At 56.1% G+C, this 21,673-nt stretch carries 20 protein-coding genes; 12 read left to right on the forward strand and 8 right to left on the reverse strand.

Translation table 11 applies throughout. The features are described 5' to 3' along the window. The first annotated feature begins 129 nt into the window (after positions 1-129). The 3 genes from OSH09_RS10370 (at position 130) to ahpF (ending at position 4,030) form a co-directional block, all read left to right on the forward strand. A complete protein-coding gene (locus OSH09_RS10370) occupies positions 130-1,566 on the forward strand; it encodes an aminotransferase-like domain-containing protein (RefSeq protein WP_266120931.1) in 1,437 nt (478 codons plus the stop codon). A gap of 191 nt (positions 1,567-1,757) precedes the next feature. After that, the gene (ahpC, locus tag OSH09_RS10375; protein WP_153230902.1) at positions 1,758-2,321 is read left to right on the forward strand and encodes an alkyl hydroperoxide reductase subunit C; all 564 of its coding nucleotides are present in this window, start codon (positions 1,758-1,760) and stop codon (positions 2,319-2,321) included. Between the two features lie 116 nt (positions 2,322-2,437). After that, a complete protein-coding gene (ahpF, locus tag OSH09_RS10380; protein WP_266120932.1) occupies positions 2,438-4,030 on the forward strand; it encodes an alkyl hydroperoxide reductase subunit F in 1,593 nt (530 codons plus the stop codon). Positions 4,031-4,581: 551 nt separating this feature from the next. Here ahpF and OSH09_RS10385 read toward each other — a convergent pair. Continuing rightward, the gene (locus tag OSH09_RS10385) at positions 4,582-5,490 is read right to left on the reverse strand and encodes a LysR family transcriptional regulator (protein ID WP_266120933.1); all 909 of its coding nucleotides are present in this window, start codon (positions 5,488-5,490) and stop codon (positions 4,582-4,584) included. A gap of 263 nt (positions 5,491-5,753) precedes the next feature. Here OSH09_RS10385 and OSH09_RS10390 point away from each other — a divergent pair, with 263 nt between their 5' ends. The 8 genes from OSH09_RS10390 to OSH09_RS10425 all read left to right on the forward strand — a co-directional run bounded on the left by OSH09_RS10390 (position 5,754) and on the right by OSH09_RS10425 (position 14,179). Then, entirely contained in the window at positions 5,754-7,277 is a 1,524-nt protein-coding gene (locus tag OSH09_RS10390) for an acetyl-CoA hydrolase/transferase family protein (RefSeq protein ID WP_266120934.1), read from the forward strand. Between the two features lie 146 nt (positions 7,278-7,423). Then, a complete protein-coding gene (leuE, locus tag OSH09_RS10395) occupies positions 7,424-8,059 on the forward strand; it encodes a leucine efflux protein LeuE (protein ID WP_222668679.1) in 636 nt (211 codons plus the stop codon). Positions 8,060-8,122: 63 nt separating this feature from the next. Continuing rightward, entirely contained in the window at positions 8,123-9,109 is a 987-nt protein-coding gene (locus OSH09_RS10400) for a diaminopimelate dehydrogenase (RefSeq protein ID WP_266120935.1), read from the forward strand. A gap of 135 nt (positions 9,110-9,244) precedes the next feature. Next, entirely contained in the window at positions 9,245-9,436 is a 192-nt protein-coding gene (locus OSH09_RS10405) for a YqaE/Pmp3 family membrane protein (protein WP_266120936.1), read from the forward strand. Between the two features lie 87 nt (positions 9,437-9,523). Next, positions 9,524-11,110 carry an ABC transporter ATP-binding protein gene (locus tag OSH09_RS10410; protein ID WP_266120937.1) on the forward strand — a complete coding sequence of 529 codons (1,587 nt, stop codon included), beginning with the start codon at positions 9,524-9,526 and terminating at the stop codon, positions 11,108-11,110. Next, positions 11,097-12,158, forward strand: a complete 1,062-nt coding sequence (locus OSH09_RS10415) for an ABC transporter permease (RefSeq protein ID WP_207875644.1) — start codon at positions 11,097-11,099, stop codon at positions 12,156-12,158. Before OSH09_RS10410 ends, OSH09_RS10415 begins: the two co-directional genes overlap by 14 nt. Next, the gene (locus tag OSH09_RS10420; protein ID WP_207875643.1) at positions 12,158-13,075 is read left to right on the forward strand and encodes an ABC transporter permease; all 918 of its coding nucleotides are present in this window, start codon (positions 12,158-12,160) and stop codon (positions 13,073-13,075) included. Before OSH09_RS10415 ends, OSH09_RS10420 begins: the two co-directional genes overlap by 1 nt. Before the next feature lie 24 nt (positions 13,076-13,099). Beyond that, positions 13,100-14,179 carry a BMP family ABC transporter substrate-binding protein gene (locus OSH09_RS10425; RefSeq protein WP_207875642.1) on the forward strand — a complete coding sequence of 360 codons (1,080 nt, stop codon included), beginning with the start codon at positions 13,100-13,102 and terminating at the stop codon, positions 14,177-14,179. A gap of 155 nt (positions 14,180-14,334) precedes the next feature. Here the strand turns inward: OSH09_RS10425 and OSH09_RS10430 are convergent, their stop codons facing one another. Continuing rightward, positions 14,335-15,741 carry an MATE family efflux transporter gene (locus OSH09_RS10430; protein ID WP_266120938.1) on the reverse strand — a complete coding sequence of 469 codons (1,407 nt, stop codon included), beginning with the start codon at positions 15,739-15,741 and terminating at the stop codon, positions 14,335-14,337. Positions 15,742-15,744: 3 nt separating this feature from the next. Continuing rightward, the gene (locus tag OSH09_RS10435; protein WP_035273402.1) at positions 15,745-16,182 is read right to left on the reverse strand and encodes a PaaI family thioesterase; all 438 of its coding nucleotides are present in this window, start codon (positions 16,180-16,182) and stop codon (positions 15,745-15,747) included. 145 nt (positions 16,183-16,327) lie between these two features. Here OSH09_RS10435 and OSH09_RS10440 point away from each other — a divergent pair, with 145 nt between their 5' ends. Then, positions 16,328-16,807: a copper chaperone PCu(A)C gene (locus OSH09_RS10440; protein ID WP_207875640.1), complete on the forward strand. Its 480-nt coding sequence runs from the start codon at positions 16,328-16,330 to the stop codon at positions 16,805-16,807. Between the two features lie 62 nt (positions 16,808-16,869). Here the strand turns inward: OSH09_RS10440 and OSH09_RS10445 are convergent, their stop codons facing one another. The 5 genes from OSH09_RS10445 to tolA form a co-directional block, all read right to left on the reverse strand. Then, positions 16,870-17,676 carry an alpha/beta fold hydrolase gene (locus OSH09_RS10445; RefSeq protein ID WP_266120939.1) on the reverse strand — a complete coding sequence of 269 codons (807 nt, stop codon included), beginning with the start codon at positions 17,674-17,676 and terminating at the stop codon, positions 16,870-16,872. A gap of 89 nt (positions 17,677-17,765) precedes the next feature. Next, positions 17,766-18,452 carry a tol-pal system protein YbgF gene (gene ybgF / locus OSH09_RS10450; RefSeq protein ID WP_266120940.1) on the reverse strand — a complete coding sequence of 229 codons (687 nt, stop codon included), beginning with the start codon at positions 18,450-18,452 and terminating at the stop codon, positions 17,766-17,768. Positions 18,453-18,668: 216 nt separating this feature from the next. Continuing rightward, complete coding sequence (pal, locus tag OSH09_RS10455; protein WP_153230888.1) at positions 18,669-19,169, reverse strand: peptidoglycan-associated lipoprotein Pal; 501 nt, start codon at positions 19,167-19,169, stop codon at positions 18,669-18,671. Between the two features lie 34 nt (positions 19,170-19,203). Then, complete coding sequence (gene tolB / locus OSH09_RS10460) at positions 19,204-20,514, reverse strand: Tol-Pal system beta propeller repeat protein TolB (protein WP_376912177.1); 1,311 nt, start codon at positions 20,512-20,514, stop codon at positions 19,204-19,206. A gap of 15 nt (positions 20,515-20,529) precedes the next feature. Next, a complete protein-coding gene (gene tolA, locus OSH09_RS10465) occupies positions 20,530-21,648 on the reverse strand; it encodes a cell envelope integrity protein TolA (RefSeq protein ID WP_266120941.1) in 1,119 nt (372 codons plus the stop codon). Positions 21,649-21,673: the final 25 nt, after the last annotated feature.

The following is a 21,673-nucleotide window of genomic DNA, read 5'->3' on the forward strand; positions in this document are numbered from 1 at the left end:
AGGTTGTTGACACCTTTGAGCTTAAAATAAATAAGCGATACAGTTGCAATACAGTTAATCAATCAGTGGGTCAGGCTGTACTGGTCAAACTTCCGCTACAGTCGGTTTTCTACGTAAAAGGTCAGCATCATGGAATGGATGGATTGGCAGCCGGTGCGGGGCTCGGACAATACGCTTAGCGACCAGTTGGTTGCCTGGGTGCAGCAAGCTCTGCATTTGCGTTACCGGGGTGGCAGCCGTTTGCCTTCAGTGCGCAAGCTGGCGCAATCTGCTGGTGTCAGCACCCATACAGTGGTCGCGGCCTATGACAAGCTGATGGCTTTGGGACTGGTGGAATCCCGTCCTGGCTCGGGTTTTTTTGTGCGGGTGCGCAGTCCCCGGCGTTTACGCTCCGAGTCCTTGCATGTGGAAAAGAACGAGCCACGCAAGATTGATGTGAACTGGATGCTGAATAGTTTCATGGGGCATAGCGACAGTGCAGGCATTCCCCGTCAGTGGCTGGACAACGACATGATTCTGGCCGCCTTGCGGCAGGTCAGTCGTAGTGCGGGGTCCAACTTGCTGGGCTATGGGCATTCACATGGCTATCGTCCTTTGCGTCAGCATATTGCCGGGCAGTTGGAGGATGGTGGGATACAGGCAGATCCTGATACCCAGCTTTTATTGTGCAGTGGTGTGACGCAGGCGCTGGATTTGATCCTGCGCCATTGGTTGCGTCCGGGCGATGCCGTCGTCGTAGAAGATCCGGCCTGGTACTTGCTGTTTGCGCGTCTGGCCGTTGTGGATGTACGAGTATTGAGCCTCCCGCGTCGAGCAGATGGCCCGGACCTGGCGGTATTGGAACAGTTGGTGCGTGAACACCGTCCTCGTCTGGTCATTTTGAATACCGTTGTGCATAACCCAACCGGCTTTAGCTTGAGTCCGGCTGTGGCGCATAGCATTCTGACTTTGGCCCAGACCTGGGACTTCCACATAATTGAGGACGACACCTATAGCGAGCTGCATGCTCATCCGGCTTGTCGTCTGGCCCAATTGGATCAGTTGAATCGGGTCACTTTGGTGGGTGGTTATTCCAAAGTGATGGCAGCCGGTTTGCGGGTGGCCTATATGGCGGCTGCCCCTGAACTTTTGCAGGCTTTGGTAAATCTGAAAATGTTGGCCGGGCTGACCTCACCGGAGCTGGGCGAGCGGGTTATTCACCGGGTGTTGGTAGACGGCCCCTATCGTAAACATCTGGAGCGCCTGCGCCGCCATGCGGATAGCGATAGGCATAGAACATTGGAGCAGTTGGCTCAGCTAGGCTTGGCTCCGGATGCTCCGCCTCAGGCGGGCATGTTTGTGTGGGTCGATACCGGCGTGGATACGGAAAGTCTGGTGCGCGCGTTGGGCCGGCCAGGGCATTTATTGGTGCCTGGGGCCTTGTTTTCCCCGCAACAGCAACCATCTACATATATGCGCATCAATGTTTCTTTAGGCGAGGATGCGCAGTTTTGGCGTGATTTTGCGCGCTGTTTGGACAGTGCCAAGCAGTCCTTGCCTACCGTATCCAGCGAAGTAGCCTTATAGCTTGAACGCTGATAGTTGCGCTGTCATCTAGCTCTGTTAGCATAAGTCTGTGCGACGCATAGAAAGAAGCTTTTATGCGAAGCGCGATAGCTAATAGCAATGAACATTATTGCATTAATCAATTTTACTAATTGAGAGGGGGTTCCTATAATGAACTCACTATCAATGATTAATCACTCACCGGAGCATGTATGTCTTTGATCAACACCGTCATCAAACCTTTTAAAGCACAAGCTTTTCACAACGGCAAATTTATCGAAGTCAGCAACGAAACCGTTGCGGGTAAGTGGTCTGTTTTCGTTTTCTACCCAGCCGACTTTACGTTTGTCTGCCCAACCGAATTGGAAGACCTGGCCGAGAACTACGCCGAGTTCCAGAAACTGGGCGTGGAAATTTACTCCGTGTCCACCGACACTCACTTTGCTCACAAAGCATGGCACGACACGTCGGACGCCATCGGCAAAGTTAACTACCCAATGCTGGCTGACCCAACTCATCAGCTTTCGCGCAACTTTGAAGTGCTGATTGAAGAAGAAGGTATCGCTCTGCGCGGTACGTTCGTGGTGAACCCAGAAGGCGAAATCAAGGTTCTGGAAATCCACGACAACGGCATCGGCCGTGTGGCTTCCGAACTGCTGCGCAAAGTTAAAGCTGCTCAGTACATCGCTGCTCACCCCGGCGAAGTTTGCCCAGCTAAATGGGAAGAAGGCGCCAAGACGCTGACTCCTTCCCTGGATCTGGTTGGCAAGATCTAAGACCTTTTAAACACGGGTCTTAAGCGGTGGTCGGCGCGCTGCGCCGCCACCCCGGTGCCTGACCGGTTCAGGCACCTCAAGTTGTTTCGTTCAGTACAGGATAAAGGGCGTTTCACATGTTAGATGCAAACATCAAAACTCAATTGAAGGCTTACCTCGAGAAGATCACGCAACCGATCGAGATCGTTGCAACGCTGGATACTGGCGCCAAGTCCGTCGAGCTGCGCGAGCTGTTGCAAGAAATTGATGGCTTGTCCGACAAGACCAGCTATCGCGAAGATGCGGATGCGCAAGAGCGCAAGCCTTCCTTCCAAATTAACCGTCCCGGTACCGACATTAGCGTGAGCTTTGCGGGTATCCCGATGGGACACGAATTTACTTCTTTGATTCTGGCTTTGCTGCAAGTGGGCGGCCATGAAATCAAGCTGGATGCCGCTGTGATTGAGCAGATCCGTAATCTGCCCGGCGACTTTGTTTTTGAAACGTATTTCTCGCTGTCGTGCCAGAACTGTCCTGACGTGGTGCAGGCTCTGAACGCCATGTCCGTGATCAACCCACGTATCAAGCACGTGGCGATTGACGGTGCCCTGTTCCAGGACGAGGTTCAGCAGCGCAACATTATGTCGGTTCCGGCTGTGTTCTTGAATGGTGAAATGTTCCATCAAGGCCGTGCCAGTGCTGAAGAGTTGCTGGCCAAGCTGGACACAGGCGATAACTCGGCTCGTGCTGAAGCCTTGAATGCCAAGGACGAGTTTGATGTGCTGATCGTCGGTGGTGGTCCTGCTGGTGCAGCCGCTGCTGTGTATGCTGCTCGCAAGGGTATTCGTACCGGTGTGCTGGCCGAGCGTTTTGGTGGGCAGGTTCTGGATACCATGTCGATCGAGAACTACATCTCGGTGGTTGAGACCAATGGCCCTGCGTTTGCAACGGCGTTGGAGCAGCACGTTAAAACCTACGATGTGGACATCATGAATCTGCATCGTGCCAAGGGTATTCGCCGTGAAGGCAAGCAGGTCATCGTGGATGTGGATGGTGGCGCTCAGTTGAAAGCCAAGTCCGTCATTCTGGCAACGGGTGCCCGCTGGCGCGAGCTGAATGTTCCTGGTGAGCAGGATTACCGTAACCGTGGCGTGGCGTACTGCCCGCACTGTGATGGTCCTCTGTTCAAGGGCAAGGATGTGGCTGTGGTCGGTGGCGGTAACTCCGGCGTGGAAGCAGCGATTGACCTGGCTGGTTTGGTCAAGCACGTTACCTTGATCGAGTTTGGTGATGCTTTGCGTGCTGACCAGGTGTTGCAGTCCAAGCTGCGCAGTCTGCCTAATGTGTCGATCATCATGCAGGCTCAGACGACTGAGGTTCTGGGTGATGGCACCAAGGTGGTGGGTTTGAATTACCTGGATCGTCAGACTCAGGAAGCCAAGAGCCTGAAGCTGGATGGCGTGTTTGTCCAGATTGGTCTGGTACCCAACACGGAATGGCTGAAGGGTAGCGATGTCGGTTTGTCGCGCCATGGCGAGATCGAGGTTGATGCTCGTGGTGCTACTTCGCTGGCAGGTGTGTTTGCTGCTGGTGACGTGACGACTGTGCCTTTCAAGCAGATCGTGATTGCTGCGGGTGAGGGTGCCAAGGCTGCTTTGAGCGCTTTTGATTACCTGATCCGTAGCTCGGCTGAAGTTGAAGAGCCGGCTGCAGAGAAAGTGACTGCTTAAGTCTTTCTGATTGTTGGAACTGGCTGTTCAAGAGGGCCACCCTGTTTGGGGTGGCTCTTTTTTTGTCTGTGGGTGGGGCCGACAAGTGGTTGTTGTGTATCAGGAGTGCTTCAGCATTGATCGCGCTCTTTGAGAAAAGTCGTCTCAGGAAAGACGCCGCTCAAGCCGTCTGCCCTGGCCTCGGGGCTTGACTACTTGCCGGTGCTGCGCACCGGTACCCTTGTCTGTTCTGGAATCCGGGCGCCCTGTGAACTCACGGGGTACTTGGTCCCCCGGACCAAGTACAAGCGCCCCGCTCGAACAGCACAGGGCTTGCATCCCGGATTCCAGAACAGACAGCGGCAAGTAGTCTGAATCGCCCCGAGGCCAGGGCAGACGGCTTGAGCGGCTTGATACATGAGATGCCGTGCGAGTTCAGAATGCGCCCGTCCTGCCTTTCTGACCAGGGCACCGACGCGCAGCGTCGGCAAGTGGTCAAGCCCGGCGCCCCCGCAGGCCGCAGCAGTGGTGCTTTATAGAGATTGCCTATGCATTAATCCACAAGCCCCCTGCTACAGATCCCCTTCAAGCTCCGGCCAGTTTCCTCCCAGTACATCCGCACATACCTGCAGCCATGCTCTGGCCGCCTGCGACAGATACCGTCCATTCCACAGGAGTGCGACTTCCCAATTCAATGCCGGGTCCACGACTTCTTTGGCAACCCAATCTCCGGGTTCCAGTCGAGACAGAAATGGCTGGGGCAGCAGGGCAACGCCCATTCCCGCTTGTGCCATGGAAGCGACCCAATCCCACTGGTTGCTTTGTGCTGCAACAGTCGCCCGCAAGCCTGCGTGGGCAAAGGCCCGCCGCAGCATGCGGGTCAGGGCGTAGTCTTCGCCTAGAAAGATCAGCGGATGCTTTTCCAGTTCCCGCAGCTTGATTTTCTTCTGCGTGCCAAGCAGCGTGTCCTTGTGCCCAATCGCCCAAACCGCATGTTTGGCTACAGGAGTCGCCGATACATTCAACTCCGGCCCTAGCGGCAGAATACTCAGCCCCATTTCAACGGTGCCTGCAGCAACCATGCGCTCAATCCCCATGCCGGTCTCCTCATGCAAAATCAGCTCGATCTGCGGATGCCGGTTCTTGAAGGTTTTGAGCACTTCTGTGAACAGCACATTAATCATGGGTGGGATGCCCAGATCCAGGCGGCCTCGTTGCAGGGCTTGGACTTCGTGAACTTCTCGCAACAGCCCTTGCATGCTCTGCAAAACTTCCTGCCCGCGCTCTAGCACCACTTTGCCGCAATCGGTCAGTTGCAACTGGCGATGATCCCGAATCAGCAAGGGCTCGCCCAATTCATCTTCCAGTTGTTTGACCATCTTGCTGATGGTCGATTGCGTCACATTCAGACTTTGCGCCGCTTGCGTAAAGCTTTGATGTTTAACGGTTTCAATGAAGTATCGCAAGGATCGGATGTCCATGTTTGGCTGGCCTTTTATCTATGACTTTTACGACTTCGTAGGAGTTATTTTATTCATTATGGCGATGCTATGCTGGCTTTGTTCAAAAAACATAAACGCCTGTGGTCAGGGCGATTTCGGCTTTGAAACGCGGCTCTTGCAGCCCGGCCTTTTAAAGCGAGTTGTCGTTCTGTTGCGTGAAGATCCCGCCTGGCGCTTTCGGCCCGCGGCTCCTTCCGAAAGCAAGAACAGGTAGATCAATGACACAGAGACAGGAGCACACGATGTTCAAGGATCGCATTCGTTCCCCCGAATTGGAAGGCAAAGTCATGACCGCTCAGGAGGCAGTCGCCTTCTTCAAAGACGGGATGAATGTCGGGATGAGCGGTTTTACCCGCGCTGGGGACTGTAAGGTCATGCCTCGTGCCTTGGCCGAGCGCGCCCAGACCGAGCAATTAAAACTGAATGTGGTTACCGGCGCTTCGCTGGGTAATGATAGCGACGGCATGATGGCCGAGGCCGGTGTTCTGGCCCGCCGCTCGCCTTTTCAAGTGGACTCGGTACTGCGCCGTCATATCAATGAAGGCAAGGTTCTGTTCACCGATCAGCACTTGTCCCTGACTGTGGAGCACATGCGCTCGGGTAACCTGCCCGCCATCGACATTGCTGTTATTGAAGCCGTTGCCATTACTGAAACGGGTGCGATTGTGCCTACGACTTCGGTAGGCAACTCGGCCAGCTTTGCACAGCAAGCCAAACAGATCATTGTTGAGCTGAACCTGAGCATGCCGGTGGAAATGGAAGGTTTGCACGATATTTATGTGCCTGAAGCCCGCCCCAACCGCCAGCCTATTGAATTGACGGATGTGGACCAGCGTATTGGCACTACCGCTATTCAGGTTGATCCTTCCCGCATTGTCGCTATCGTGGTGACTGACGCTTTGGACAGCCCCTCCAGCGTGTTGCCACCTGATGAAGAAACCCAGGCGATTGCCGGTCACATCATCGAGTTCCTGGAAGGTGAAGTAGACGCTGGCCGCATGAGCCACTCCTTGCTGCCTTTGCAGGTAGGTATCGGCACGATTGCCAACGCCGTGACTTACGGCTTGCTGGATTCTCCGTTTACCGACCTGAAGATGTACTCGGAAGTTTTGCAGGACAGCGCGATTGCCATGCTGGATTCCGGCCAGTTGAGCTTTGCCTCGGCGTCGTCCTTGACTTTGTCTGCCCCCAAAATGGCGCAATTCCTGGAAGGTCTGGATAGCTATCGCGACAAGCTGGTGCTGCGCCCGCAGGAAATCAGTAACCATCCTGAGCTGGTGCGTCGTCTGGGCATTATTGCGATCAACACCGCGCTAGAATTTGATATCTACGGCAACGTGAACTCCACGCACGTCTGTGGCACCCACATGATGAATGGCATTGGCGGTTCGGGTGACTTCGCCCGTAATGCGCACCTGTCCATTTTTGTCAGCAAGTCCGTTGCCAAAGACGGCGCTATTTCCAGTGTGGTGCCTATGGCATCGCACGTAGACCACTGCGAGCACGATGTGGCTGTGCTGGTTTCCGAATGGGGTCTGGCTGATTTGCGCGGCCTGGCTCCACGTGAACGTGCCCGCGTCATCATCGAAAAATGTGCTCACCCTGACTACCGTCCTGCCTTGCTGGACTATGTTGAACGCGCCAGTCAACGTGGCGGCCATACGCCTCACATTCTGGAAGAGGCCCTGTCCTGGCATGTTCGTTTTCAGCAAGAAGGCACCATGAAACAGGAGCAGTTCCAGACCCAGGAACTCGCTACTGCGTAGTCCATCAGGTCTGGTAATGCGTAGCTGAGTCAGTCCGGCAGCGTAGACCTTACAAATTGACCTGATCGCCCCTGGCATTCCACCCGTGCCAGGGGCATTTTTTTAGCGCTAAAATTGCAGATTCTGCTGCGTTTAGCGAGGCCGACGTGCTCGAACAAATCGGTATTATCAATTTCTGGGCCTTTGTGGTGGGCACGGTGTTTATCGTGCTTTTGCCCGGACCCAATTCTTTGTATGTCCTGGCCAGTGGCGCGGGACATGGTGTGCGTGAGGGCTATAAAGCGGCTTTAGGCGTGGTGGTGGGCGACGGCATTTTGATGACGCTGACCGCTTTGGGCGCTGCCTCGCTGCTCAAGACTCTGCCCATGTTGTATATGGGCATACGCTGGCTGGGCGCGGCTTATCTTTTGTACTTGGGCGTGCGACTGTTACAGTCGGCCTTCAGGCAAGGCGGCCCGGTGCAGTCCGTAGACACGCGTTTGCGTCACGAAACCCGTTTTCGCAAAGCCTTGTTTCTTAGCTTGTTGAACCCCAAGGCCATCTTGTTCTTCCTGTCCTTTTTTGTGCAGTTCGTCGATCCCTCGGCGGGCCATACAGGCTGGGCGTTCATGATCCTGGGCCTGGTGGTCGAGGTGATCAGCATTTGCTATCTGTCTTTGCTGATCTTTGGCGGTGATCGTCTGGCAGGGATTTTCCGGCGTCATCAACGTCTGTCCCGTATGGGCAATGGCTCGGTGGGCTTGCTGTTCATGGGCTTTGCCGCCCGCATGATCAGCGACTAAGCCAGCCGCTTCAGAGCGCAGCAGTTTCGAAAGCACTTATTTATCAGTTTTAAGGAAAACACCATGAGTAGCAAAATCCGTGTCGGTATTGCAGGTTACGGCAATTTAGGGCGAGGCGTAGAGCTGGCCCTGGCACAGAACCCGGACATGGAGCTGGTCAGCGTTTTTACTCGTCGTGACCCTGCTTCCTTGCGTCTGCAAAGTGCAGGTGTGCCTGTGCGCGCCCTGGACCAGATCGAACAGTACCGCAATGATATTGATGTGCTGATTCTCTGTGGTGGCTCTAAAAATGACCTGCCCGAGCAAGGCCCGGCCTTGGCGCGCTGGTTCACAACGGTCGACAGCTTTGATACCCACGCCCGTATCCCTGAGTACCATGCTGCGGTAGATGCAGCGGCTCAAGGTGCCGGTACGACGTCCCTGATCGCCGTGGGTTGGGATCCAGGCCTGTTCTCGCTGAACCGTCTGTATGGCGAATGTGTCTTGCCTGTTGGCCAGACCTACACCTTCTGGGGCAAGGGCCTGAGCCAAGGTCACTCGGATGCGATCCGTCGTGTGGCGGGTGTCGCCGGTGGTGTGCAATACACCCTGCCTCTCGAAGCGGCCGTGCAGCGTGTACGTAATGGTGAACAGCCCGAGTTGAGCACCCGCGAAAAACACAAGCGTCAGTGTTTTGTGGTGCTGGAGCAGGGTGCTGATGCCGAAACCGTGCGTGAAGCCATTGTGACCATGCCCGACTACTTTGCGGACTACGACACCGAAGTGAACTTTATCGACGCCGAAACCTTGGCTCGCGATCACGCCGCCATGCCACATGGTGGTTTTGTGATCCGTAGCGGCCAGTCGGGTTCGGGCTCGCAGCAAGTCGTGGAATACGCGCTGAATCTGGGCAGCAACCCGGAGTTCACATCCAGCGTGCTGGTCGCTTACGCGCGTGCCGCTTACCGCATGAACCAGCAAGGGCAGATCGGTGCTCAAACCGTGCTGGACGTGGCTCCTGGCCTGCTCTCGCCCAAGTCGCCTGCGCAGTTGCGTAAAGAGCTGCTGTAACTTTCAGTTTGAAGTGTGCGGCCCTGCTCAGCGTGTCTGAGCAGGGCCGTATGTTTCACTTGTTAGTGGGCAAATGATTCAGCCGGGCAATAAAGGGTAAAATAGCGCTCATTTCCCATTATTCTGAGTGTTCTCATGCGCTTACTAATCGCACTATTACTACCCTGGCTGGGTTTTTTCACGATTGGCCGGCCTGTGGCAGGCATTATTTGCCTGATTTTGCAGTTGACCTTAATTGGATGGATCCCTGCCGCTATCTGGGCGGTGTATTCCCTTAGCCAATACAAGACCGACAAGAAAATCGAGCAAGCTCTGGGTAAGCGTTAAGCCCAAGGTTTTTCTTCCCTATTTGTACGTCTGAGCAGGCCATGATGCGCTTGCTCAGGCGTTTTATATTTTTTTGCTGATACAGCCATGACCCTATCGTCTCCCGTGGGCCATTCCTCTGAGTCCGGTGAGCAAACGGTATCCCTAGACCCCAAGGCTGTGCCACGCCTGGAACTTCGTAATATCACCAAGGCCTATCCGGCAGTGGTGGCCAACGATAATATTTCCTTGTCTATCCTGCCCGGGCAGATTCATGCCGTGTTGGGGGAGAATGGCGCGGGCAAGTCCACCCTGATGAAAATCATCTACGGTGTGGTCAAACCCGATCAAGGCCAGATTCTGTGGGATGGTCAGCCGGTACAGATCAGCAGCCCAGCGGCAGCCCGTCAACTGGGCATTGGCATGGTGTTCCAGCACTTTTCCCTGTTTGACACCCTGACCGTCACGGAAAATATTGCGCTGGGTTTGCCTGCCTCTACGAATATGCAGGAACTGGCCGGGCGTATCAGCGAGACCGCCAGCCAGTATGGTCTGGACCTGGACCCGCAACGTCATATTCATACCTTGTCCGTGGGCGAATGTCAGCGGGTGGAAATTGTGCGTGCCTTGTTGGGCAAGCCCAAACTGCTGATTCTGGACGAGCCTACTTCGGTATTGACCCCTCAGGCGGTGCGCCGCTTGTTTGGTACTTTGCGTCAGTTGGCGGCAGAGGGTTGCAGCATTGTCTATATCAGCCACAAGCTCGATGAAATCCGCGAGCTGTGCAATGCCTGTACGGTCATGCGCATGGGCAAGGTCACAGGGTATTGTGATCCACGCCAGGAAACGACGGCCAGCCTGTCGCGCCTGATGATTGGTGCCGAACCGCAGTCCCTGGGCGAGCGCAGTACGCAGCAGGGGGGAACGCTCTTGCAGGTGCGTAATCTGCAATTGAGTAAATCCCATCCTTTTGCCTGCGAGTTGCAGGATGTCAGCTTTGACCTGCACCAGGGCGAGATTCTGGGTGTGGCCGGTATTTCCGGTAATGGTCAGCAAGAGCTCTTGGCGGCCTTGTCGGGTGAGGACACCCGTGCCCAGGCTGAAATGATTGTGCTGGATGGCCAGGCGATTGCACAGCGCGATGCCGCATGGCGACGTGACCAGGGCATGGGTTTTGTGCCTGAAGAACGCTTGGGACGCGGTGCGGTGCCGGAGTTATCTCTGGCCCAAAACCTGCTGCTGTCTCATCAAAACCCGGAAACGGTGAAACGTGGCTTTCTGCGCTTTCCCAGCATTCGCCGTCTGGCGGGTGGGATTATCAAGCGCTTTCGCGTCAAAACGTCTAATGAGCAAGCCGCTGCCAACAGCCTGTCTGGCGGCAACCTGCAAAAGTACATTATTGGCCGTGAAGTGACCCGCCAGCCACGCATCCTGGTCATTGCCCAGCCAACCTGGGGAGTGGACGTCGGCGCTGCTGCCCAGATCCACGCCGAGCTGCTGGCCTTGCGCGATGCGGGCTGTGCCTTGCTAGTTATTTCCGAAGAGCTGGATGAATTGTTTGCGATTGCCGATCGCCTGATTGTTATCTCCAAAGGTCGTATGTCTCCCTCTATTCCCGTGGCGCAAGCCAGTGTTGATCAGATTGGGCAATGGATGAGTGGTTTGTGGACGGAGGATGAGCATGTTCAGGCTTGAGACTCGCGCCACGCCCTCAACCTTGATGGCCTGGTGTTCCCCTTTATTGGCTGTCTTGCTGACTATGGCCGTAGCCGGGACCTTGTTCTGGTCGCTGGGTAAAAACCCGCTGGCTGGCCTGAATGTGTTTTTCCTGGAGCCTTTGCGTGATCTGAACGGTTGGGCCGAGGTGGGCGTCAAGCTGATCCCTCTGTTGCTGATCTCGGTCGGTCTGGCGATCTGCTTTCGAGCCAATATCTTCAATATCGGGGCAGAAGGGCAGTTGGTGATGGGAGCCCTGGCGGCTGGAGCCTTCATCCTGCAAGTGGACAATGGCGATAACGGCGGCTTTTTCCTGATTGCCGTGGCTTTGGTGTGCGGCATGCTGGGCGGCATGTTCTGGGCCGGGATTGTGGCTTTTCTGAAAGATCGCTTCAATGCCAACGAGATTCTGGTGTCGCTGATGCTGGTTTATGTAGCCCAGCACTTGCTGAGCTATCTGGTCCACGGCGCCTTGCGTGACCCTGATGGTTTTGGCTTCCCGCAGTCCAGCTTGTTCTCCGATGGTTTTTTGCTCTCTGCCGTCTTGCCGGGCACACGTTTGCATAGCGGCATTATTCTGGCCTTGATCGCTTCGGTGGCCGCGTGGCTGTTTCTGACTCGCAGCATGGCGGGTTTCCGATTGCGCGTGGGGGGCATGGCCCCGCTGGCCGCACGCTATGCAGGCTTTTCGTCCCGCAAGGCCTTGTGGAGTTCCTTGCTGATTTCGGGGGCTTTGGCGGGTTTGGCCGGTGCGGCTGAGGTCATGGGTCCCGTCGGTCAACTGACGCCTTCGATTTCCCCCGGTTATGGTTTTGCCGCCATTATTGTGGCCTTTGTGGGGCGACTGCACCCGCTGGGACTGATTTTTTCCTCTTTTGTGATGTCCTTGCTGTATATCGGTGGGGAATTGGCCCAAAGTCGTTTGGGTCTGCCCAATGCGATTACGGGTATCTTCCAGGGCATCCTCCTATTTTCATTGTTGGCTTGTGACGTGCTCATCACCAAGCGTTTGGTCTGGAGAAAGTAATGGACGCGATTGCACCTTTGCTAGCCGCAACCATCAACGCAGGCACCCCTTTGCTCCTGGCAGCATTGGGTTTGCTGATTAATGAAAAATCCGGCGTCATCAATCTGGGCTCCGAAGGCATGATGCTCATGGCCGCCATTGTGGGCTTTGCCGTCGCCGTGCAGACGGGCAGTCCAGCTTTGGGCTTTGTGCTGGGCGCGGTCGTTGGCATGGTCATGGCCGCGGCCTTTGCCTGGCTGACCGTCTGGCTGGGAGCCAATCAGGTTGCTTGCGGCCTGGCGCTCTCCTTATTTGGGGTAGGGGCCTCCGCCTATATTGGCTTGCCGTTTACCGGCAACTCCCTGGTGGTGACCAAGCTGTCCATTCCTGTGCTGAAAGATATTCCCCTGATCGGGCCTGCTTTCTTCCAGCAGCACTATATGGTGTATGTGTCCTGGGCCTTGTGTATTGCCGTGGCCTGGTTTCTGACACGCACGCGCTCCGGCCTGGTCTTGCGGGCGGTGGGCGAGTCGCCTGCCTCGGCCCACTCGCTGGGTTACAACGTGCGCTATATCCGTCTGGGTGCCTTGATGTTTGGTGGTGCGTGCTGCGGTCTGGCCGGTGCCTTTATCTGCCTGGTTTACACACCGATGTGGGTAGAGAATATGGTCTCTGGACGCGGCTGGATTGCCCTGGCACTGACAACTTTTGCTACCTGGCGTCCCTGGCGTGTGATGCTGGGCGCGTATCTGTTTGGTGGGGTCACGATTCTGACCTATCATGCGCAGGCTCTGGGCGTCCCGGTGGCCTCGCAATTACTGGCTATGATGCCGTATCTGGCCACAATTATTGTGCTGGTTTTAATTTCCCGAAACGCTAACTGGATCAGGTTGAATATGCCTGCATCGCTTGGCAAAAACTTCAATCCCAACAACTAGAGGACTGACATGACTGGAAACTTTATGCGCAAGGCCCTTATGGCCGCTGCCATCGCTTCCCCCCTGGCCGCCTTGCCTGTATCCGTTCAGGCAAACGATCAAGAGCCCCTGAAAATCGGTTTTGTGTATGTCAGCCCTATCGGTGAAGCCGGTTGGACCTGGCAGCAGGATATTGGCCGTCTTGAAATGGAAGAGGCTCTGAAAGGCCGTGTAGTCACTCAGTACGTGGAAAACGTGCCTGAAGGTGCTGATGCTGAACGCGTGATCCGTGATCTGGCCCAGCAAGGCAACAAGCTGATTTTCACCACCTCGTTTGGCTACATGAACCAGACGCAGAAAGTGGCCAAGCAATTTCCGGACGTGAAATTCGTGCACTCCACCGGCTACAAGACGGCTCCTAACGTGGCAACCACCAACGCCCGTTTCTACGAGTCCCGTTACCTGGCTGGCGTGCTGGCTGGCAAGATGACCAAATCCAATGTGGTCGGTTACGTGGGTGCTCACCCCATTCCTGAAGTACTGCAAGGTATCAACGCCTTCGCTATCGGTTTGAAGAGCGTGAACCCTGAGGCCCAGGTGCGCGTGGTGTGGGCCAATAGCTGGTACGACCCAGGTAAAGAGCGTGATGCGGCTGTGACCTTGCTGGGTCAGGGCGCAGACGTGGTGACTCACCACACCGACTCGACTGCCACCGTGCAAGCGGCTGAAGAAGCGGGCAAGTACGCCATTGCCTACCACTCCGACATGAGCAAGTTTGGTCCTAAAGCCCAACTGGCTGCGGTGACTCACCACTGGGGTGACTACTTCACTCGTAAAGCCACTGAAGTTCTGGATGGCAAATGGCAGAACGACAGCACCTGGGGTGGCCTGAAGTCCGGCATGGCCGCTTTGGAAGGCTTCGGTCCTGAAGTGCCTGCTGATGTGAAAGAGTTCGTTCTGGCCAAACAGGCCGAGATCGTGGCTGGCACCCTGCAACCTTTTGCTGCTCCTATCAAGGACAACGACGGCAAAGTGCGTCTGGAATCCGGTTTCCTGGATGACGACGCATTGAACCGCATGGACTACTACGTGGAAGGCGTGGCCAGCAAACTGCCCAAGCAGTAAGCTGCCCCGTAGTCTGTAGATAAACAAGGCCCCTTGTCGGATTCTCCGACAAGGGGCTTTGTTATAGGGGGCGGTGTGGCTTTTCAGGCTGTTGTTCAGGCCAAGCCCGAGCTTGTTCCTTGTTTGGCCTAAGGCTGGTTTGTCATCGCTCAGGACTATGCGGCCTGCGTAGGCCGCTTGCGTCCCAAGCGCGTTGACGCCCGCATCCAGCGTAGTGTCATCAGCACGGCAACCACAGATAAGCCTGTCACCAACCCGATCCAGATTCCCATCCCACCCATATTGAACTGGAAGGCCAGCAGAGAGCCCGTAGGAACTCCCAGCACCCAATATCCTAGCAAGGCCAGCAACATGGGTATGCGCGTGTCATGCAGGCCGCGCAGCATCCCTGCAGCCACGGCCTGAGCACCATCACTGATCTGGAACAGAGCTGCCAGGGCCAGGAAGGTAATGGCCAGTTGGATGACAGGCTGATTTTCAGCCACATCCAGATCCAGGAACAGACCAATCAGGGTCAGGGGGGCGAACCAGAATACCAAGGCAGCCAACCCCATAAACCCAACCCCCAGCACGTAGGAAATCCAGCCAGCTCGCCGCGCACCCAAAGGATCAACCCGGCCTGCTGCCAAGCCTACCCGTATGGTGGCAACTTGGCTGAAGCCCAAAGGAATCATGTAAGACACCGAGCAGATCTGCATGGCGATCGCGTGCGCAGCCAGATCAGATTGACCCAGCACACCCATCATCATGATGGCGGCGTAAAAGACCAGGGTTTCCAGTGTGAAGGTAATGGCAATGGGGATACCCAGCGCCCACATTTTCCACAGGCGTTTCAGACTCCATTGCCAGGCATCGTTAAACAGGTAATAACGTCGGAAACGGGGATCGTTCAGAACCACCCAGCTTAGCCCTGCGAACATGAAAATGCTGGACAGTGTCGTAGCCAGACCGGCTCCCGCCAGTCCCATTTCGGGCATGCCCAGATTGCCGAATACGAATAACCAGCCCAGCAAGGCATTGATCCCAATGGCTGCGATGGCAATTACCAAGGTCCATCCCGGCTTTTCCATTGCCGCCAGAAAGGAGCGCAGCACGATATAGCCCAGATAAGGCAAGAGCGCCCATTGCAGCGTATGCATGTAATTGACGGAGCGAGCCGCGACGACAGGGTCCTGCCCCATCATCAGCAAGATGTGCTCGGCATTCCACAGCACAAGCCAGGCGGGCAGGGTGATCAGCAAGGCGGTCAAAAAGCCGTGGCGGATGATTTGCTGGGACTCGCGCACATTACGTAGTCGCCGTCCCAGGGTCGTGGCCAGCATGGGAACCACGGCCGACACCAGGCCCATGCTGAAAATCATGAAGGCCTGATACAGGCTGGCGGACAGGGAGCCAGCAGCCAGTTCATCCGGGCCAAGACGGCCCATGTAAATCAGGTTGGTTGCCAGCAGGCTGACCTGGGCCAGATTGGTCAGAATTAAAGGTCCGCCCAGGCGCAAGGACGATTGCAGCTCCGCCAGCCAGAGTTGGGTCGGGCCGGTGGTTTGAGACTTTGCAAACATGATTTATTTGGCGCGAGGCAAGGACCAGGTACTAATCACTTGAGCGACCGCCGGGCCACCGTTGGCCGGTTCCAGCAGCACATCGCCCGCGCAGGTACGGCCAGTTTTGTGAATCCGGGCGTGAGCCAGAATATCGCCAGGAGGGGCCTTGCGCAGGAAGTTGATGGTCAGGCTGGAGGTGACGGCATCCGGGTTGCCGGTTGCGCCTACGACTGCGGCATACAGGGCCAGATCAGCCAGACCCATCAGCATGGGGCCTGCCACCATACCGCCCATGCGTTGGTGAGCATTCCGCTCGGGCAAGCGCAAACAGGCGTTGTCGTGGCCGATGTGAACAACATCAATACCCAGAACGGCCGCAAAGGGATGCAGACGTTCGAGTAAGTCACGAAACTGAACAATATCGATTTTTGGTTCGGGTGCAGAGTGTGTGCTGGTCATGACGTCGTCACTGAAAAGAAGGCCGTTGTAAGAAAGGCATACTGGCTGGTACTGTATCAGATCGTCCCGCGTATCGGGGTAGTTCGGCGCCCGGCTGTTCAAGGCTGGACCAATTCCAATCGATCAGAAAAAAGCGAGGAGCATCATGAAACGCAGTGCCATTCTTGTTGCCTTGGGTTTGCTGGTATCGACAAGTGCTGCCGTGGCGCACAGTCACGGTCATCAGCCCGAAACAGTACGCGCCTTGAGCACTCAGGTTCATGCCAGTCAATGTTGGGTGCGCATGCTTCCCGAGCCTACGCCTTCAGCGGCTTATCTGGAGCTGGAAAACCAGGGTGAGCAAAGCGTGGCTGTGGTGGGCGCCAGCTCTTTGTCTTTTGGGCACGTCATGCTGCACCAGACGACCGAAAAGGATGGCATGGCTCGCATGTCTCATACGTCCGAGGTAGAGATTCCGGCAGGCGGCACGTTAAGCCTGAAGCCGGGGGCATACCATGTGATGCTGGGGCAGGCGAAAGAGGATCTCGCTTTGGGCGAGCGCATTATTCTGAGTCTGCATTTGTCGGATGACACTCAGGTTCAAGCCGAGTGTGAGTTGCGGCCTGCCAAGACACAGGCGTATTGAGTCGACGAGTTTGATCTGAATAAAAAACTGGCCGCTTCATGCGGCCAGTTTTGTGTGGAAGATCAGGCTTGCAGAGCGTCCAGCACGGCCTGGTTGAAGGCCTTGGGGTTGGCCAGATTCATGCCATGCGCAGCCAAGGGAATACGGTGGAATTGATCCTCGCGCCGATGTTGACGGATGATGTCCATGCAGTGGTGGTAGCGCGTGGGGCTGCTTTCACCGGTGATGAAGCTCAGGGGCGCATCAAGCTGCTTGAGCCATTCCAGTGCGGGGCCTTGATTAGGCTCTTGTCGTTGCTCGAGCATGGTGTGGGCATTGTCCTGAATCATCTCGCGAAACCAGCGCGTCATTTGCTTCCAGGTTCCCGAGCCGTTGACGGTATCGATGAATAAGGCCATCGCACCGTCCCGGTCGCCTTGTTCCAGGCGCTCAGCGACTTGCTGGAATAAAGGGGCGTAGGAGTAGGTTCCGGGGGTTGGAAAGCCGGGGTCGGCCAAGGTCAGGCTGGCAACACGCTCTGGCATACCCTGGGCCAGCAACAAGGCCACGTGGCCACCGCGGGAGTGGCCCACGATATGAACCTTCTCATCAGGAATATGCTGGTCCAGCAGGGCCTGCAAGTCCTGAGCATGCTGCGCGGTGCTGAAGTTGCCAGGGCTGGGCGCACCGGGCCAGTAAGAGCGCAGGCTGGGTGCCAGCACTCGATAGTCAGTGGCGAAAGCGGGAATCTGCCAGCGCCAGTAACGCCAATCACATAAAGAGCCGTGGATCAGCAAAACAGGGGTGCCCTGGCCTTGATCGACGAAAGTGTGGCGATAGCCTTGGGCGGTCAGTTCAAGCGTGGAGAAGTCGGCAAACGGGTTTGTCATGGCAAGCAATAAAAGTCAGGCAAGGAGCGATCGCCTGAAAAAAACAGACCGGGTCTGAACCCGGTCCGTATGGTCTTGATGCAGCTAGTTTATTCCAGCAGTTTCAAGCGGCTGCGTGCGGTTTCAGCCGCTTCAGCTTGTGGGTAGTCTTTGACGATACGTTGCAAGGTGGTTTTGGCACCGCTCAGATCGTTCAGTTCGATCTGGCTGGAGGCTGTCACCATCAATGCGTCAGCGGCACGTGGGCTTTGTGGAGAAGCCTTCACGAAAGCCTGCAGTTTCTGGATAGAGGTTTTGAAGCTTTTGACGGCGTACAGGCTGCTGCCTTCGTAAAAACGTACTTCGTCAGCCAGAACGCTGGTGGGGTAGGCGGCCAGAAAGCCAGCAAAGGCATCGGCGGCTGGTTTGTATTGGCCAGCACGGTAGGCGTCCATGGCGCTATCGAAAACGGCCTGTTCTTGTGGGTCTGCAGCGTGGGGGCTTTGTTGCCCGGCAGGCGCATTGTTCTGGCCTTGACCGCTGGCTTGCCAGCTCAATTTTTCTACTTGGCCGCGCAGCGACACAACTTCGGAGCGCAGAGTGTCAATTTGATCAGCCAATTGCAGGCGAGCCTGGGTGTTTTGCTCGTTCATCTGACGAATTTGCTGCCGCAGCTCCAAAATGGCGCGTCGGGCCTCGTCATCGGCAAAAGCCTTGGCCGGCAGGCTGGCGAACAGGGCGGCCGTAGCGATCAGGGCAACGGTCGCGAGACGAAAAGGCTTTTTATAAGCGTGCATAGTGAAGTCCGTTAAAAAATGTGCATCCGCAGTGCGCAGGCTCCTCACCTGCCGGTTTCCCCTCTGTTGGGGGCTGTGATCTAGGGGCTTTGCCTTGGCCTGGCAAGTCCGCCGTCCAGCATAACGAATTTTCAGTGGATCGGGCGTACTGCCGATAAAAAACGCCGCGGCGTTAACAACCGCCACGGCGTCGGAACCACTTGGTCGATGCAGGAATTATCGTTGGTAAACGATGTCTGCGCGACGGTTTTCAGCGTAATCAGCTTCGGTGTTACCCAAGGCTTTTGGACGCTCTTTACCAAAGCTCACAGCTTCGATCTGGCTGTTGCTCACGCCCAGCAGACCCAGCATGCGTGCAACGGCGTCGGAACGACGCTGACCCAGAGCCAAGTTGTACTCGGCGCCGCCACGCTCGTCGGTATTACCTTCGATGCGAACGGTTTGCTGAGGATGGCTGCTCAGGTACGAAGCGTGCATTTCTACCAGGCCACGGTACTGGTCGTTAACCACGTAGCTGTCGTAGTCAAAGAACACCGAGCGTTGTTGTGCCAGTGGGCTTTGAGGGTTGAAGGGGTCCATGATCTGGCCTGCGCTAGCAGAGTCCGATCCTGTACCGCCGGTTGAACCGGAGTTTTGATCCAGAGGAACCGAGCTGCAAGCAGCAAGGGCGGCAGCCATAACGGCGAGGGTAAGACTTTTAAGAATGCGCGAGCTCATTTGAATTCCTTTTGAAAAAGAGTCACACAGGATGTCAGTTGGTAAATGGTCCCCAGGTGGGTTCGCGTACTTTGCCATTCAAAGACGAGAGGGTCTGACGAACGCGACCGTCCACGGATGTCACAGCTAGGACACTGCGGCCCCCCTGAACAGAACTATATAAGATCTGCATCCCATTAGGGGCGAAACTCGGAGACTGATCGTCGGGACCTGTCGTCAGCAGTTGCTCTGCTCCTGATGCCATATCTTGAATGGCAATTCGGAAAGCACCGTTTCTGCGTGTGACGTATACAAGCCTAGTACCGTCTGCAGAGACCTCCGGTGAAATATTGTAACTCCCGTTGAAGGTAATACGCTGCGCATCCTCACCACCCAGACTCACTTTGTAAATGTTGGGAGCACCACCACGATCGCTCACAAATACAAGGGAGTTGCCATCGGGCATAAAACTCGGTTCAGTATCGATCAAGGGAGAACGCATCACGCGGCGCAATCCGGATCCGTCCGTATTTAGCGTGTAAATCTGCGAAATACCGTCTCTGGAGAGCACAACAGCGACCTGATTGCCGTTTGGAGCCCATGCAGGACTACTGTTGTTGCCCTTGAAATTAGCTAAAGGTTCACGGTGACCCGTGGCCAAAGTTTGCACATATACAACAGGTTTGTCGTTTTCAAAGCTCACATAAGCCAGCTTTTTACCGTCAGGAGACCAGGCTGGAGAGATGATTGAGTGTCGAGAACGCAACATTACCTGCGGATTTTGACCGTCAGAGTCAGCAATTTGTAACTCGAAATTGTTGCCCGTTTGCAACACGTAGGCCAATCGGGTGGAGAAAACGCCACGTACACCCGTAATTTTTTCATAAATCCGGTCTGCAATCTGGTGCGAAATGCGGCGCAGCTCTTTTTCGCTGCCTGCAAAAGCGACGCCATCCATCTGCGTTTGACGGACTGAATCCACCAGGCGATAGCTGATGGAATATTGGCCGCCCGCCTGGGAGACCGAACCGTAGGCCAGGTAATCAGCACCGCGATTGCGCCATTCGTCGTAGGCAATCGTGCTTTCTGCATTCAGACCAGCGCCGGTGGCATTGATCAATTGGAATTGACCCGAACGCGTCAGGTCAGCACGGATAACTTCAGCCAGGGACTGGCTGGCTGGATTGTCAGCAAAATCGGCGATCGCGATGGGGTACTGAGTAGCACCCACACCCGATATATCGACTCGCAGTTGGGCCTGGGCCGGTTGGCTGGCGAACATGCCAGCGGCCAGGGCAAACGCTCCAGTGGCCGAGGCGCGCCAATGACGAGCAAAACTCGCCAGGGCAGGGGTAGCGGCGGTCATTATGCAATCTCCTGATTAATCGAACATACGGTACTCACCATCAATATACGATGGGTAGCTACCGCTAGGCGGTTTGGGGAAAGGGCTGCAACGGGCAAGACCCTTGGATACGGCATCATCGAACTGCGCGATGCCGGACGATCGTTTGATTTGAACGCGATTAGGCGTGCCGTCGGCATTCAGGTCCACGCGGTACTGCAGTGCGGGGTTGCCACGCACTTCAGAGCGAGGAGGGGTGCTGTAGACCACGCCAGGCTGCACGCAAGCGCGCACCTTGGCGGCGTAGCCACCATCACCACCACCGCCACCGGCCTGGTTACGGTCTGCGGTGCCGCCGGGACGGCCTGGGGCACCTTCACGCATGGCACGGCGGAAGGCTTCTTCCTTGGCCTTGCGCTCGGCATCCGCCTTGGCTTTGGCAGCGGCATCAGCACGGGCTTTGCGTTCAGCGTCTGCTTTGGCCTTTGCCTCGGCGTCGGCCTTGGCTTTCGCTTCTGCATCTGCTTTGGCTTTGCGTTCAGCATCCGCTTTGGCTTTGGCGTCAGCCTCGGCTTTGGCCTTGCGATCTGCTTCTGCCTTGGCTTTTGACTCAGCTTCTGCCTTGTCCTTGCGTTCCTGTTCCTGCTTTTCCTTCTGTTCGCGCTCACGACGTTCAGCGGCTAGCTTGTCCTGACGCTGTTTTTCCAGACGTTCCTGTTCCAGCTTTTCTTCACGCTCTTTTTTCTCGCGTTCTTTGCGGGCTTCTTCCAAAGCGATTTCGGGATCGACTTCAGGTTCAGCAGGAGGGGTTACCTTGGCAGGCTCAGGAGGTGGCTTGGGGGCCGGAGGCGGTTCAGGTTCTGGTTCAGGCTTGGGTTCTGGCTCTGGAGCCGGTTCAGGCTCAGGCTGCGGCTCGGGTTCAGCCTCGGGGGCTTCGGGATCAGCATTGACGGCCGCATCGGGCGCGACACCGTCCATCCACAATTCGACCTGCACCGCATTGGGTGTTTTGGGTGCAGAAAAAAGGGCTCCCGCCAAAATGGCGAGCAGCAACAGCCCGTGCAGACCCAGGGCGATGAGCAAGCCGCGCCGATCTTCCTTTTGCTCAGGCGAGCGCAGCGCCTGATTGCGGGTATTGCGTGTTCTGTGCTTCATTCAGTTCAGGTTTTTCGCGCCGGAT

The organism is Alcaligenes parafaecalis, from assembly GCF_026344135.1.
Lineage (GTDB): Bacteria > Pseudomonadota > Gammaproteobacteria > Burkholderiales > Burkholderiaceae_B > Alcaligenes > Alcaligenes parafaecalis.

What these genes read in the sequence shown, in the direction of transcription:
- OSH09_RS10370 (WP_266120931.1), top strand. Translation starts at nt 130, where the DNA reads ATGGAATGGATGGATTGGCAGCCGGTGCGGGGCTCGGACAATACGCTT.
- ahpC (WP_153230902.1), top strand. Translation starts at nt 1,758, where the DNA reads ATGTCTTTGATCAACACCGTCATCAAACCTTTTAAAGCACAAGCTTTT.
- ahpF (WP_266120932.1), top strand. Translation starts at nt 2,438, where the DNA reads ATGTTAGATGCAAACATCAAAACTCAATTGAAGGCTTACCTCGAGAAG.
- OSH09_RS10385 (WP_266120933.1), bottom strand. Translation starts at nt 5,490, where the DNA reads ATGGACATCCGATCCTTGCGATACTTCATTGAAACCGTTAAACATCAA.
- OSH09_RS10390 (WP_266120934.1), top strand. Translation starts at nt 5,754, where the DNA reads ATGTTCAAGGATCGCATTCGTTCCCCCGAATTGGAAGGCAAAGTCATG.
- OSH09_RS10400 (WP_266120935.1), top strand. Translation starts at nt 8,123, where the DNA reads ATGAGTAGCAAAATCCGTGTCGGTATTGCAGGTTACGGCAATTTAGGG.
- OSH09_RS10405 (WP_266120936.1), top strand. Translation starts at nt 9,245, where the DNA reads ATGCGCTTACTAATCGCACTATTACTACCCTGGCTGGGTTTTTTCACG.
- OSH09_RS10410 (WP_266120937.1), top strand. Translation starts at nt 9,524, where the DNA reads ATGACCCTATCGTCTCCCGTGGGCCATTCCTCTGAGTCCGGTGAGCAA.
- OSH09_RS10415 (WP_207875644.1), top strand. Translation starts at nt 11,097, where the DNA reads ATGTTCAGGCTTGAGACTCGCGCCACGCCCTCAACCTTGATGGCCTGG.
- OSH09_RS10420 (WP_207875643.1), top strand. Translation starts at nt 12,158, where the DNA reads ATGGACGCGATTGCACCTTTGCTAGCCGCAACCATCAACGCAGGCACC.
- OSH09_RS10425 (WP_207875642.1), top strand. Translation starts at nt 13,100, where the DNA reads ATGCGCAAGGCCCTTATGGCCGCTGCCATCGCTTCCCCCCTGGCCGCC.
- OSH09_RS10430 (WP_266120938.1), bottom strand. Translation starts at nt 15,741, where the DNA reads ATGTTTGCAAAGTCTCAAACCACCGGCCCGACCCAACTCTGGCTGGCG.
- OSH09_RS10435 (WP_035273402.1), bottom strand. Translation starts at nt 16,182, where the DNA reads ATGACCAGCACACACTCTGCACCCGAACCAAAAATCGATATTGTTCAG.
- OSH09_RS10440 (WP_207875640.1), top strand. Translation starts at nt 16,328, where the DNA reads ATGAAACGCAGTGCCATTCTTGTTGCCTTGGGTTTGCTGGTATCGACA.
- OSH09_RS10445 (WP_266120939.1), bottom strand. Translation starts at nt 17,676, where the DNA reads ATGACAAACCCGTTTGCCGACTTCTCCACGCTTGAACTGACCGCCCAA.
- ybgF (WP_266120940.1), bottom strand. Translation starts at nt 18,452, where the DNA reads ATGCACGCTTATAAAAAGCCTTTTCGTCTCGCGACCGTTGCCCTGATC.
- pal (WP_153230888.1), bottom strand. Translation starts at nt 19,169, where the DNA reads ATGAGCTCGCGCATTCTTAAAAGTCTTACCCTCGCCGTTATGGCTGCC.
- tolB (WP_376912177.1), bottom strand. Translation starts at nt 20,514, where the DNA reads ATGACCGCCGCTACCCCTGCCCTGGCGAGTTTTGCTCGTCATTGGCGC.
- tolA (WP_266120941.1), bottom strand. Translation starts at nt 21,648, where the DNA reads ATGAAGCACAGAACACGCAATACCCGCAATCAGGCGCTGCGCTCGCCT.